Source organism: Cohnella sp. GbtcB17 (assembly GCF_019091135.1).
Lineage (GTDB): Bacteria > Bacillota > Bacilli > Paenibacillales > Paenibacillaceae > Cohnella.
Map to the genome: position 1 here is coordinate 77,336 of NZ_JAGXJW010000024.1, position 13,050 is coordinate 90,385.

Annotated in this window: 13 protein-coding genes; 7 read left to right on the forward strand and 6 right to left on the reverse strand. The window is 55.9% G+C overall.

The genetic code is table 11. From position 1 onward, the window contains the following. The first annotated feature begins 93 nt into the window (after positions 1–93). From KVT38_RS15005 to KVT38_RS15020, 4 genes are all read left to right on the forward strand, one after another. Positions 94–477: an Rrf2 family transcriptional regulator gene (locus KVT38_RS15005; protein ID WP_217594570.1), complete on the forward strand. Its 384-nt coding sequence runs from the start codon at positions 94–96 to the stop codon at positions 475–477. Between the two features lie 77 nt (positions 478–554). Then, the gene (locus KVT38_RS15010; RefSeq protein ID WP_217594539.1) at positions 555–1,436 is read left to right on the forward strand and encodes an SDR family oxidoreductase; all 882 of its coding nucleotides are present in this window, start codon (positions 555–557) and stop codon (positions 1,434–1,436) included. 120 nt (positions 1,437–1,556) lie between these two features. Continuing rightward, positions 1,557–2,399, forward strand: a complete 843-nt coding sequence (locus KVT38_RS15015; RefSeq protein WP_217594540.1) for an amidohydrolase family protein — start codon at positions 1,557–1,559, stop codon at positions 2,397–2,399. 62 nt (positions 2,400–2,461) lie between these two features. Then, positions 2,462–3,547 carry a serine hydrolase domain-containing protein gene (locus KVT38_RS15020; RefSeq protein ID WP_217594541.1) on the forward strand — a complete coding sequence of 362 codons (1,086 nt, stop codon included), beginning with the start codon at positions 2,462–2,464 and terminating at the stop codon, positions 3,545–3,547. A 53-nt stretch (positions 3,548–3,600) separates the two neighbouring features. Here KVT38_RS15020 and KVT38_RS15025 read toward each other — a convergent pair whose 3' ends face one another. After that, complete coding sequence (locus tag KVT38_RS15025) at positions 3,601–4,848, reverse strand: carbohydrate-binding protein (RefSeq protein WP_217594542.1); 1,248 nt, start codon at positions 4,846–4,848, stop codon at positions 3,601–3,603. Between the two features lie 349 nt (positions 4,849–5,197). Here KVT38_RS15025 and KVT38_RS15030 point away from each other — a divergent pair, with 349 nt between their 5' ends. Further along, positions 5,198–6,286 (forward strand): VanZ family protein, encoded by a 1,089-nt coding sequence (locus tag KVT38_RS15030; protein WP_217594543.1) that lies wholly within the window; start codon positions 5,198–5,200, stop codon positions 6,284–6,286. A 71-nt stretch (positions 6,287–6,357) separates the two neighbouring features. Beyond that, entirely contained in the window at positions 6,358–6,546 is a 189-nt protein-coding gene (locus tag KVT38_RS15035; RefSeq protein WP_217594544.1) for a hypothetical protein, read from the forward strand. A gap of 123 nt (positions 6,547–6,669) precedes the next feature. On the opposite strand, the gene KVT38_RS15040 is transcribed toward KVT38_RS15035, so the two are convergent. Both KVT38_RS15040 and KVT38_RS15045 read right to left on the reverse strand, forming a co-directional pair. Further along, positions 6,670–7,239 carry a dihydrofolate reductase family protein gene (locus KVT38_RS15040; protein ID WP_217594545.1) on the reverse strand — a complete coding sequence of 190 codons (570 nt, stop codon included), beginning with the start codon at positions 7,237–7,239 and terminating at the stop codon, positions 6,670–6,672. 180 nt (positions 7,240–7,419) lie between these two features. Next, positions 7,420–8,907: a DHA2 family efflux MFS transporter permease subunit gene (locus KVT38_RS15045; RefSeq protein ID WP_217594546.1), complete on the reverse strand. Its 1,488-nt coding sequence runs from the start codon at positions 8,905–8,907 to the stop codon at positions 7,420–7,422. 228 nt (positions 8,908–9,135) lie between these two features. Here KVT38_RS15045 and KVT38_RS15050 point away from each other — a divergent pair, with 228 nt between their 5' ends. Beyond that, positions 9,136–9,729 (forward strand): TetR/AcrR family transcriptional regulator, encoded by a 594-nt coding sequence (locus KVT38_RS15050; protein WP_217594547.1) that lies wholly within the window; start codon positions 9,136–9,138, stop codon positions 9,727–9,729. A gap of 22 nt (positions 9,730–9,751) precedes the next feature. On the opposite strand, the gene KVT38_RS15055 is transcribed toward KVT38_RS15050, so the two are convergent. From KVT38_RS15055 to KVT38_RS15065, 3 genes are all read right to left on the reverse strand, one after another. Next, the gene (locus KVT38_RS15055) at positions 9,752–10,765 is read right to left on the reverse strand and encodes a bifunctional glycosyltransferase family 2/GtrA family protein (RefSeq protein ID WP_217594548.1); all 1,014 of its coding nucleotides are present in this window, start codon (positions 10,763–10,765) and stop codon (positions 9,752–9,754) included. 34 nt (positions 10,766–10,799) lie between these two features. Further along, complete coding sequence (locus KVT38_RS15060) at positions 10,800–11,735, reverse strand: phosphodiester glycosidase family protein (RefSeq protein WP_217594549.1); 936 nt, start codon at positions 11,733–11,735, stop codon at positions 10,800–10,802. A gap of 383 nt (positions 11,736–12,118) precedes the next feature. Next, entirely contained in the window at positions 12,119–13,015 is an 897-nt protein-coding gene (locus KVT38_RS15065) for an AraC family transcriptional regulator (RefSeq protein ID WP_217594550.1), read from the reverse strand. Between the last annotated feature and the right edge of the window lie 35 nt (positions 13,016–13,050).

Sequence of the window (13,050 nt, forward strand, 5' to 3'; positions counted from 1 at the left end):
ATAATAAGCTATGTAACTATTATAGTTACATAAAGGGGGGTGAGCGAAGTCAAAATCAGCACCAGATTCTCTGTAGCGATTCATATACTGAGCATGTTGGCGATCGGTAAAAATACGATTTGTACGTCTGAGCTGTTTGCGAGCAGTGTAAACACAAATCCGGTAGTCATTCGTCGAATAACCGGTATGTTGAAAAAAGCAGGCTTCATCAATGTGAATTTAGGTTATGCGGGAACAACGCTTTTAAAGCCAGTTGACCAGATAACCTTGCTTGACGTATATCGGGCGGTTGATGCTGTGAAAGAAGGGCGCCTGTTTCAGATTCATGAAGATACAGCACTGTCGTGCATTGTTGGAGCTAATATTCAAAATGTTCTTGCGATTATATTTAAAAAAATTGAAATTTCTATGGAAGATGTTCTCGCCAGCTTCACTATACAAGATGTTGTTGATGATTTATTAAAAAAGGCACAGTAAGACAAAGGCCTTTTTTTTAGATCAATATGTAACCGTAACGGTTCCAGTTACATATAAAATTCAAAGGAGAAACTAAAATGGGGAAAATACTTATCACTGGAGCAACAGGTAATCTCGGCATCAGGACACTAGATCTTCTTCTTCAAAAAGTTCCGTCCAATCAGGTCGCTGTACTGGTACGTGATCCGGAATCTGAAAAGATAGAAAGATTTGTTAAGGAAGGTGTAGAAGTTCACCAGGGCGACTATTTTGATTATAACTCCCTTTTGCGGGCCTTTGATGGTGTTGAAAAAGTGATGCTCATTTCCGCGGTAGCATTTACCGACCGCAATACACAACATTTCAACGTCATCGCGGCTGCAAAGCAGGCTGGGGTTAAGCAGGTGATCTACACGTCGATCATTCGAAAAGAAAATTCAAATCTTATTTTGCCCGAAGTAACGATGTCAGACTTATTTACTGAACAAACGCTTAGAGCATCCGGATTAGACTATACCATTCTGCGGAATCCACCGTACCTTGAAACCTTGCATTCGTTTTATGGAGATGCGCTTAAAGCTGGCAGCGTGCGAGTCCCGGAGGGTATCGGTAAAGTAGCCGCTGCATCTCTGGATGATTTGGCGGCCGCCAACGTAGCAGTTCTCACCCTAAACGGGCACGAAAATCATACATACAATTTAAGTGGCAGCGAGGGAAGCTCTTTTGCAGACATCGCTGAAGCCCTCTCGGAGATTAGCGAGAAAAATATCGCTTATGAGACCCTTAGCGAAAATGATTATCTTGAAGCCATGGGCATGCCTGCTTTTACAAATGATTTCTTATTGGGTTGGGTGCGAGCAGTCAACACTGGAGAATTCTCGGAAACGTCCGGGGATCTTGAACGCCTAATTGGCCGAAAACCAATGACATATAAGGAGTTCTTTAAAAAACAAATATCCATTTCTAAAGAGGAAGATTAAAAGCTGGCATGTTACTAACTCTGCCCTGGAGATAAGCGCATACGGGCACTAACGTGGAATTTTGCATATGGCCGTGCATACAAATTATAGATTATACTCTCTCGTAGAGGAGAGGACGCCATGAGAGTCGACGCTCACCAGCACTATTGGTCGATCGAGAGGACGGACTACGGGTGGCTGACGCCGGATAAAGGCGTTTTGTATCGGAACTATGGCCCTGAAGACCTTAAGCCGATATTGGCCCGATACGAATTCGATGCGACGATCGCCGTTCAAGCCGCCCCCTCGGTCGAGGAGACCTTGTATTTGCTTCGCTTGGGCGAAGCGGAGTCGACGTTGGCGGGTGTGGTAGGGTGGCTTGACCTGTCGAATCCGCGGCTGGAACGCGACTTCGTCAAGTTGCTGGAGCACCCGTTATTCGTCGGCATACGCCCGATGATCCAGGATCTCCCCGACGGCTGGATCCTGCAGGATGCGGTTGTGGAAAATATCCGGATGCTTTCGGAGGCCGATTTTCCGATCGACCTCCAAGCGCGTCCGCGTCATCTCCCCAACCTGATCCGCTTGGCCGAGCGCGTGCCGAAGCTTCGCGCGGTCGTCGATCACCTGGCCAAGCCGGAAATCGATCGCGGCGCCTGGCTGCCCTGGAGCGAGCGTTTTGCCGAATTAGCCGGTCACGAAGGAGTCTTTGCCAAAATATCCGGCTTTTCCGCAGAGCCCGGACGCGAGTGGGAGTTGGAGGAGGCCCGGCCTTATGTCCGCCACGCGCTGGAAGCGTTCGGTCCGGACCGGGTCATGTTCGGCAGCGACTGGCCGGTTTGCCTGGAGTCGTCTACCTACGATGCGGTTTTGCAAGCGACGGTCGATTTCGTTCCGGACAGTTGGACCGCAGTCAATCGCGACGCGTTATTCGGCAAGAACGCCGAGAAGTTTTATAAGCTAACCTTGGTTCCCGGCAAGTGACGTGACGAACGTGGAGCAGCAAGCGCATATGGCAATGATTCCGGTCCGGAGGAGTGGGGGAAATGCAAGACATACAAGGCGCGATGCAAGACCTTTTGGAACAAAAGGTCGAGGAGGGAAGCGAGCGGGGTCTTCAGCTTGCCGTTTATTATCGGGGCGAGCTCATCGTCGACGCTTATGCCGGGATCGCCGACCAAGCAAGCGGAAGAGCGGTCGATGGAAATACGCTTTTCCCGGTTTTCTCGACGACGAAGGGCGTCGTCGCTACCCTGATTCACCTGCTGGCCGAGCGGGGGCTGTTAAATTACGATACGAAAATCGCGGATATATGGCCCGAATTCGGCGTTAACGGCAAAGCGGATGCGACAATCGGGCATGCGCTTTACCATACGTCGGGAATTCCGCATATGCCGGCGGGGGTAACCGTCGCGGATGTAGGCGATTGGGACAAGATGTGCGAGGAAATCGCAAGGCTGACTCCCCAATGGCCCCCGGGCGAGCATATGGAATATCACGCGATCACGTATGGCTGGATATTAGGCGAGGTAGCGCGGCGGATCGACGGGCGTCCGTTTTCGCAGATTCTCAAGGAAGACATTTGCGAACCCCTCGGCATAACGGACATGTACGTGGGCTTGCCGGAGGGAATGGAACATCGGGTGGCCGTTCTCGAAGAGCCTGGTTACGTTCAGCCAACCGAAGCCGCGGATGCTCTGCAGGCCATCCCCGCCTGGATCTGTCCGCTGCATGAGTGGATGAATACGCCGGCCGCCAGACGGGCATGCGTACCGGCCAGCAACGGCATCATGTCGGCCCGCGCGGCGGCCAGGCATTATGCCGCGCTGCTTCCCGGCGGGATCGACGGCGTCCAGCTGTTGCCGGATTCGCGTATGAAGGTCGCGACGGCGCCGTTAAGATTAAAAGACGGTGTTCCGTTGCCCAGAGGAATGGGCTATGGACTCGGGCAAGAGGGGAATATCATGGGCGACCGCCTTCAGGTATTCGGGCATGGCGGATATGGCGGCTCTATTGCGTTCGCCGATCCGGAGCTGGGGCTTGCCGTCGGTTTTACGAAAAATCTGTATTCCCAAAGCGATGCCGGCATGTCTATTATGGAGGAATTGAAAAGAAGAGTAGCCGGCTTGTGAAGTCAAACAAGAGGAGACGGGAAAAACCGCCTCCTCTTGCTCTATTTAGACGGTCAATACAGCTGCGTTATCTTCCACCAATTGATATCGAAGCCGCCCGTGACGGCATAGAGGCCGAACTGGTAGGTGCCGGCCGTTATCTGCACGACATGTGAGACGGTCCGGTAGCTTGCGAAGCTGCCGGTATTCGGCACGTTGATCTCGCCCAGCACGGTCGCGCCGGAATTAATGTCGAGCGAGATCTTGCCGTTATTGTTCGGCGTCGCCACCCGATACTCCACGAGATAGGTGCCGGTCCGCGGAATTTGCACGTTACTGAACGCGATCCAGTCCTGGCTGTCGATGCCGCCGACGTTCTGTCCGCCGCCGGTGTCCGGCGTCGTCTCCTTCATGACGCCGCTCATCGACGTGTAGTCCTCCGCCTGGAACGTGCGCGTGAAGCAGCCCCCCGTGCTGAGCTCGCAGATGTCCGCCCGGTTCGTGGATACCTTCAGGTCGTCGTACCAGACGTACGAGTCGTTCGCGGGCGCGAACGAGGAAGTGGCGCCGCCGAAGAACGAGGAGAAGTAGGCCGTGTCCACTTGATCCGCGTTCCTTACGAACCGCAGTCCCGTGATGTTGGCAGCCGATACGCCGTTGTACCAGATCTGGATCTCGCCGTCCGGATTGGCGTTGCCGTTGGTTACCGTGTTCACCTTCAGGCGTTGGACGATGTTCACCCACGTGCCCTTCGGATAGTAGATGTCGGAACCGTTAGCATTTTTCAGCACTGCATAGTCGCCGTACTGTCCCGCATTGCCCATATGATAATAGTAGATGGCGGCCTGACCGCCGCTGCGCCAGATCATGCGCGAGCTGAAGCCGTTGTAACCGGTGCATACCTGCCCGCCCGAGCATGCCGCGCCGCCGGCCAGTCCGAGCCCGAGCTTGCCCGCGAATTCGGTCGTCCCCCAGCTGTAGTCGCTGCTGAAGCGGACCCAGTAGGATAGATAGTACTCTCTTCCCGGCGTCACCTCGAAGGGCGCCTGGGCGCCCGAATTGGGCGGATCGATCTGTCCTTGCGGATAAAAGACGCGCAGCGACTGGCCGCCGGAGTGATTGAAGTTGTAGCCGTCGATCCATGTGCGCGTGCTCATGCCGTTGTCCCACGGCGCGTTCCAGCCGTCGAGCGCCCATTGGCTCAGCGTGTAGGCGCTGCCTCGGGCCGGCCGCTCGAACGTATTGATCTTGGGCGCAGCGAAGGCGGCGCTCGCATCCGTCAGCAGAAGCAGCAGAACGATCAGCGATACTAATTTCCTCATCGTATCCCTCCTCGAATAGATAACGCTTCCAAAAATGCCGTCACACCGTCACATCCGATCCGATCGGTTTTGCCGGGACTCCATCCGCCACCCCCTTGTTTGCACTCGTCGCCAGCTGTCCGCTTTGCTAGCCCCAACGGATCGCTTCTACATGGCGCAAGCTAAACGTATCACGCATCCAAAAAGCGTGAAATTGTCGCGTTTGCCGAAACTTTTCAATTTTTAATCGGAGCGGCCTGGGCGGGCATATGAATGCTATCGATTGTTTGCAATCGACCTGAAGCGGGGGCATTCGAATGAAAAATGCGTTATAGTTAAGCCTGAAAAAGGAAATGGCAGGTGTTCTCCGATGCTCGGCTCTTATTTGTTTCCGATTTCCTACGCGTTTTTGAGCTTTCCGATCGCGGCTGCGCTATTCACCGTTCCGTTTCTGGTCGTGCAGTACCGCCGGTACGGCTACGTTCACAAGCTCAGGGCGTTTATTTTGTATTTGCTGCTGCTGTACGTGCTGAACGCCGTATACCTGATCTTGCTGCCGTTGCCTCCGTCGATCCACAACGCGCCGCCGGATGCGGGCTCGTACTTCCAATGGATCCCGTTCCACTTCCTGACCGACATCGTTCGGGAAACCGGCGTATCGCTGGACCGTCCGTCGACGTATCCGCATCTGCTGGGCGAGCGGGCGGTGCTGCAGGTTGCGTTTAACGTGCTGCTGACGATTCCGTTCGGGCTGTTCCTCCGGTACTACTTCAGTGCCCGCTGGATTCGCTGCCTGCTGCTGTCCTTCGGCTTGTCCTTGTTATTCGAGACGACGCAAGTGACGGGTATATTCGGCATCTACGATTATCCGTACCGCCTGTTCGATGTGGACGATCTGATTACCAATACGCTGGGCGGCATGGTCGGCTACCTGGCGGCGGAATGGCTCGCGAGCCATCTCCCGCGCATCGACCGGCTCGACGAAGGCGTCGATCTGTCCGCGAAACGGGTCGGGTATACGCGCAGGGCAATCGCGGCCGCGATCGATTGGGCGATCCTGCTGCCGTTTTGCGCCGTCCTGGCGATGCTTCACATTTCCTTTTTATACGTGTATGCAGGTATCGTGATCGTCTATTTTGTTGCGATTCCTTATGCGACAAACGGCCGGACGGCCGGGAAATGGGTCGTTCGAATCTGCGTGCGGGGAAAAGGGGACCGCGTAATGTTGCGGGAGCTGGCGATGCGTTATGGCCTGCTATATGTGCTCGCCGGCGGCTTCAATTTGACGTATCCGATCGTCGCCGTCCGGGATTTTTCGCCGCTGGTGCTCATTCCGTATGCCGTCGGGCTGTTCGCGATGAACGTCGGGCTCGGCATTCACCTGATCCGCTGCATCCTGAGCCGTCAGCGCGTGCCGTTTCACGAGAAATGGAGCGGCACAAGGCAGATCGTCAGTTAGCCAGGGCGAAGTGTTTGGATATTGTAAAATGTGTGTAACATGGCTATAAGTCAAAACTTGGAGTGCTTGCCGTGATATTAACAGACGATGTTGATGTTGATACCGACACGATAGCAGCGCTGAGAGCCCGCGAGGAAGACCTACGAAAGTGGATTTCATTTTTTCAAAAATCCGGCGACGAATATAGATTGCGTCAGTACAGCAAATACCTGGCGGATACGCTGCAAGCGATCGAAAAGCTAAAACGGGAGCGATCATAAAGAGCATGTATCGACGGCGCTAGCCTGCAAAAGTACAGCATACCCAGCCGGGATAAAAATGCTGTACTTTTGCACGGACTAACGCTTGATTGCTGAGCATGCCAAAGATTCGAATCGCAGAATTTATTTCTCCAACGCGTAGCGGGTCGCGATAATGCCCGAATGGAACGTACGGCTGGACAGCAGCTTGAGCCGGATGGCTTCGAGACCGCCGTCGAACGCCGATTTTCCGCTTCCCAGGACGACCGGGCAAATGGTGAGAAGCAATTCGTCAATCAGGCCGAGCGCAAGCATCGTTTTCGCAGCGCCCGGGCTGCCGAAGATAACGAGATTTTTGCCGGGCTGCTCCTTGAGCGCATTGATTTCCTCCGCGATATTGTCTCTGATCACAATCGTATTGTTCCATTCAGCCTTGTCCATCGTGCTGGAAATGACGATCTTCTTCACGTCCTCCACCCATTTCGCATGCTCCAAATCGTGTGTCGACGCATCCGGATCGTCCAGCACCGTAGGCCAGTAGCTCTCCATCATTCGATACGTCGTGCGACCGTACACCGGAGAGCCGACTTCGGCTACGACCTCCTCCGCGTATTTCTCGAATTCCTCGTTGTACGGAATCCAGCCCAATCCTCCGTTCGAATCCGACGCATAACCGTCCAGCGACACATGCATGAACAATACGAGCTTTCTCATGTTTGTTTCTCCTCCGATATTAAAAGTTATGGTTGAACTTCTGACGGTTGGCCTGTGCGTGTCCTGTTGTTACGTTCACTATAAATCATTACGTTACGTAAGGTGCAAGGGGGAATTCATTAATTTCCTCGCCAGAAAGCCGGCCCCTTATTCGCGGACCGGCTTTTTTTAAGCTGAGTATTAAGCTTCCTGAACGTTGACCTCCGTCCGTGCCGACAGATCCTTGACCTCGTGCGGATGCTCCTTGCGCTTGATGAAGAAGGAGAGCAGCAGGCCGACGACGCCGATTGCGATGATAACGAGATACGCGTCGTTGATGCCTTGGATCATCGCTTCCATGGACATATGCGCTTGGTCGGTGCCGCCGGCGGCCGCCATTTCGATGTAATGCGCCTTTGAGCGGTCCGTCATGACGGTGACGAGCAGCGAGGTGCCGATGGCGCCGGCGACCTGTTTGATCGTGTTGGAGATGGCCGTGCCGTGCGCATTCAGCTTCGGCGGCAGCTGGTTCAGGCCGGCTGTCGTGATCGGCATCAGGAACATCGCCATGCCGAGCCGGCGACCCGTGGACATGAGGACCAGATACGTGTAGCTTGTCGAGTCAGTCAGGTTGATGAAGCCGATCGTCGTGCCGATCGTGATGGCCATGCCGATGACGGAAAGCCACTTCGCGCCGAACCGGTCGAACAGCTTGCCGGTGATCGGCATCATGAAGCCCATCAAAAGCGAGCCGGGCAGCATGAGCAGGCCGGATTCGAGGGCGGTGTAGCCTCGGGCATTTTGCAAATAAAGCGGAAGTAGCATCATGTCCGCGTACATCATCATCGTGACGGCAATATTGATGATCGTCGTGAGCGTAAACATGTCGTACCGGAAGGCGCGGAGGTCGAGCAGCGGGTTGCGGGAAGCGAGCTGCCGCCAGGTGAAAAGCGCCAGCGCGACGATGCCCGCGACCAAATACGCGATGACCTCGGCGCTCGACCATCCTACCGTACCCGCACGGCTGAACCCGAAGAGCACGGCGCCGAAGCCGATCGTCGACAGCAGCACGCTTGGCATATCGATTTTCGGAAAGGTCCGCTCCGACACGTTGCCCAGATAAATAAAGGCCAGAATGATAACGAGCGCGACGAACGGCAGCATGCCGTAGAACATCGTTTCCCAAGCAAAGTTCTTCAGTACGTAACCCGCGAGCGTCGGTCCGATCGCCGGCGCGAAGATGATCGCGAAGCCGACCATGCCCATCGCGGCTCCCCGCTTGTTGGGCGGGAAAAGCGTCAGAATGACGTTCATCAGCAGCGGCATGATAATGCCGGCGCCTGCGGCTTGGATGAGCCGCCCGGTCAGCAGCACCGGGAAACCCGTCGCGACAGCCGACGTCAGCGTGCCGACGAGGAAAATGACCATGGAAGCCTGGAACAGCTCCCGCGTCGTAAAGCGCTGCATCAGATAAGCCGTGATCGGGATCAGCACGCCGTTCACCAGCATGTAGCCGGTCGTCAGCCACTGGGCTGTCGTCGCCGAGATATCGAAGTCCTTCATTAACTCCGGCGTGGCTACGCTCATGACCGTCTGATTCAGCGTGGCCAGGAAAGCGCCCAGAATCATAATGAACAGGATCGGCCCTTTTTTAATGGAACCGCCCTCTCCAGCCAAGGTGTTACTCATTTGCCCCATCCCTTTCGAGCCCGTGTTGGACTAAATTTACACTGTGTAATATAATTAACACGGCATAAATTAGATTTTAACCGCATATGCGAGTATTGCAATCGACAGTAACCGATAGAATGTCAATTAAGTCGCATGAAAACGGACGCTTGTTGCCTAGATCCAACAAGATAGACAGATTATAAAGAAACTGTCGTCCACAGGGCGAATATGGAAAGGATGGTACCTATGAGTCAGGCGACGCCGCGCACCGACCCTCGCATCGTTCGCACGCGCCGGATGCTGCGGGACGCGCTGGTCGAGCTGCTGGAGGAGATGGACGTCGAGAAAATATCGGTGAACCGGCTGGCAGAGCGCGCAACGATTAACCGGGTGACGTTTTATCTTCACTACCGGGACATTCCGGACATGATGGAGAAAATGGCAGCCGAGATGATCGAGGACATCCGCGCGATTCTTCAGTCTCCGGAATCCCGGCAAACGTCCGCGCGCAAAGAGGATTGGCCGCTGATGGTGAACCTGCTCGAGCACATTGCCGATAACTTCCGCTTTTACAAAGTCATTCTCACGACCAGGCGAACGACGGTTTTTACGGAGCAATTCTTAAAGCTGCTGACCGCTATGGTCATAGAGCGGATCGACAGCCCAGAGGGGGAGGCGAACCTCGCCGCCCTGGGTATCCAGCGCGATATCGTGGTCTGGTACGGCTCTTCCGCCTTGATCGGCACGATCATTTCCTGGCTGCGCAACGACATGCCCTACACGCCGCAATATTTGGCCAAGCAGTTCATGCTCATGAGACGGCAGCACGAACGCCCGTGACCACGGGGCTGACCGCGGACGCTTAGTAGACGTACCTCCGTTGCCACCAATAGCTGAACAGAAACAGCGAACCTTCGGTCAGCAGCTTGGCGGCGAGCAGCGGCATGCCGAGCGTCTCGTGGAGCGAATAGAGCAGCGCGTAATTGAAGATCAGTATCGTGACCGCCAGCGCATAATAGCGGGGAAGCGACCGCCTTGCGCCGGTACCTGCGCGCTTGCCGCCGAACACGAACCTGCGGTTCATCGCGTAGTTGAAGGCGGAGCTGACGATGCGGGCGCCGGCGACGGCGACGAGCAGATTCGACGTCATCCATTGCAGCAGGAACAGCAGGACGAAGTCGAGCGCGGCCGACAGGGCTGACGATGCCCCGAATTTGAGAAACGGGAAATAAATGCGTGCCGAGTCGGCGAGCGGGCGAAAATGAGAGGACTTGTTGTCGTCGAGGTAGACTGTGTCGATCGGCACCTCGACCGTCGCGTATCCGGCCGGCCTGGAAGCGAGCAGCATGTTCATTTCGTACTCGAACCGCTCTCCGGGTATCCGACAGAGCCAATCGAGCATGTCGGCCGAATAGCCGCGAAGCCCGGTCTGCGTGTCCTGGATCGGCATGCCTGTCGCGCATGCGTACACGAGCCGCGTGGCCGAATTGCCGAATCGGCTGCGCAGCGGCACCTTGCCCGTAAAGCGACGGCTGCCGAGAACGATATGGCGCCGATGCGTCCGTACCGCGCTCGCGATCCGCAAAATATCGCGCGGCAGGTGCTGTCCGTCGCTGTCCGCGCAAACGACGCCGTCCGCGTCGCCCGTCCGTTTGATGTAATCGAAGCCTGTTTTTAACGCGCAGCCTTTCCCTTTATTGTCCTCGTGCGTCAGGACGGTGCATCCGGCCTGACGGGCCGATTGAAAGATGCTGCTGTATTTGTCCCCGCTGCCGTCGTCCACGATCAGAATCGACATGTCCGTGACCGATCTTAAATCTTGAATCAGCTCCAGTAGCCGTCCGTCGGGTTCGTAAGAAGGAATGAGTATCGTCATATCCGTGCCTCCTCGGCGAGATTGTCTTCGGTCCTCATTGGGGCAGGTAGATAATGTCGCTTACGCCCCGCTCTTTTTCCTTGCCTTGCGGGTTGTTTACGACCCTGCCCATGAAGTACATCGTGGAGGATCCCCCGCCGTCCAGGTTGTAGGCCTCCGTCGCGCCGAGCTCGGCGAACAGGTTCGCGAATTCGTTCAGCGTCATGCCTCTGCTATCCGAGGAGCGGCCGTCCACGACGACAAAAACGTAGTGGTTCGGGGCGATCATGCCGATGCCCGTCCGCGGATTGGCATTGTCGATCGTACGGTTGCCGAAGTTGGTGTCGATTTTGACGTTGTCGAAGTCGTTGGCGACGACGCCGTCATGCACGAGTGCCGGCCCGAACGAGAACGTATTGGTTACGCCCTCGGCCAGGAGCGAGGCGGAGCTTTCTTCCTCTTCGTCGTACGACTTCATCGTTCCGTCAGACAGCAGGGCCAACCCTTCGCGCGCGGGCTCGTCCCGGTACAGCGTGCCGTTTCGAATGACGACGCCGTCGTTGCGGAAACCGTAGTAATCGCCGTTGATCGCGAATACGGCGCCGTGGTTGGCCGCGATGGCGGACGTATTTTGCGTGATGTTCGTGCCATAGGCGTCTTTGGCGAACGCGGTTTGGATGCTCGCGCCGTTTTTGAGGACGACGTCGGCTACATAATAGGTGATCAAGTCGTCGCCCGAGCCGGTTTGCAACTTTTGGATGCCGATTTTTTCATTGTCGCTCTCGTAGTTCCAGTCGTCGGACTGAACGCTGCCGGAAGAGGCCGGCGTCGATCCGGACGAGGCGTTCGACGTCGTCTGCGCGTTTGCGACCCGCATTTCCACGTGCTCGATCAAGTATCGGTCCGCAAGCCTGTACGTTACGGTTCCGAGCGTTGCGAAGACCAGGACGACGGTGACGGCTATTTTGGTTTTTCGTTTCATGCGTTTCATGGCGACCACTCCCGTCGGTATGAAGAAGATGTTTGCTTGCGGGATTCATTATCGCGGAGGGAACTGAAGCGAGCTTGAACGCAGGCTGAAGGAAGGGTGAGCCGAAGCTGACCGATTGCTGAAAAAGGTGTCGGGGCGGAACGCCGTTCGATCGCGTAATCTTCGAGGCTCGCTGCCGCACGATCCTTTTTCGATATCAAAAAACGCCCTTCCCGGCCATCGCCGAGAGGGGCGTTTCGTATAAGAGTCAAGAGATTGGATAACTCGCGCGCCTCCGCCGCATGCTGGTCGATGGCTTTTACTATTATAAAAGCGGCTGATCGGCGCGAATATAAAGGATGTCATTAAAACATGAACGATCTGACTGCCGGCGCGGGGCGCGATCAGGCCTGATGCTTGCGATAATCGCCCGGCGTGAGCCCGGTATGCTTTTTAAAGGTACGGTTGAAATGGCTGATATGGTTGTATCCCGCGCGCGTCGCGATCTCGGTCACGCTGAGGTCCGTGCCCAGCAGCAGCTCCATGGCAGCCTGGATGCGCAGCGCGGACAGCAGCTCGATATACGATTTGCCCTTGACCAACTTCAGCAGGTTGCTGAAGTAAGACGGCGCCATGAGCGCCCTGGCCGCCATATCCTCCAAATGAAGGTCCTCGTCGTAATGCGACTCCATATAGGCGATCGTTTCGAAAAAAGCTTTGCGGTGGTATGCGACCTGCTGCCGCTCGCGGGGGCTCTCGGCGCCGGAATATCGTTTGTATTGCCGGCAGGTCAGCACGAGCAGCTTGAGCAGCTCGGCCCGGATCGCGAGCCGATAGCCTTCCTCTTTCTCTTCCCACTCGGCCGCGATGACGTCCAGCAAGCTCTCGACGACGGCCTGCGCGGGCAGCGTCAGCGTCATCTTGGGCATCAGGTCGGCCTCGGCGATAAGCGGGCGGATAAAGGCGAAGTCGACGAACGTCTCGATGCTCGCCAGGTCCCGCAGGCTCTCATGGATCGCATGAGGCATGAAGTCGACCTGGTACATGACGAAGTCCATCCCTTCGCGTCGCTCGAGCCGATGCTCCTGGAAGGGCGGGATCGAAAAAAGGTCGCCTTTAGCCAGCACATGACACTGTCCTCCCGCCCAGTGGAGGCAGCTGCCGGAGCGCATATAGCAAAGCTGCAGATGCTCGTGAGCGTGCAGGACGTCGTTCATCGTCTGGGGCCGCCGGATCTCGATCTTGAAGGGAAACGCGTCGTCCAGCATCTCTTTTGAGCCGTAAACCGGATAATCGGGCATAGGACCTCCGCTGCGTCTCGTTCTCTTCCTATCAT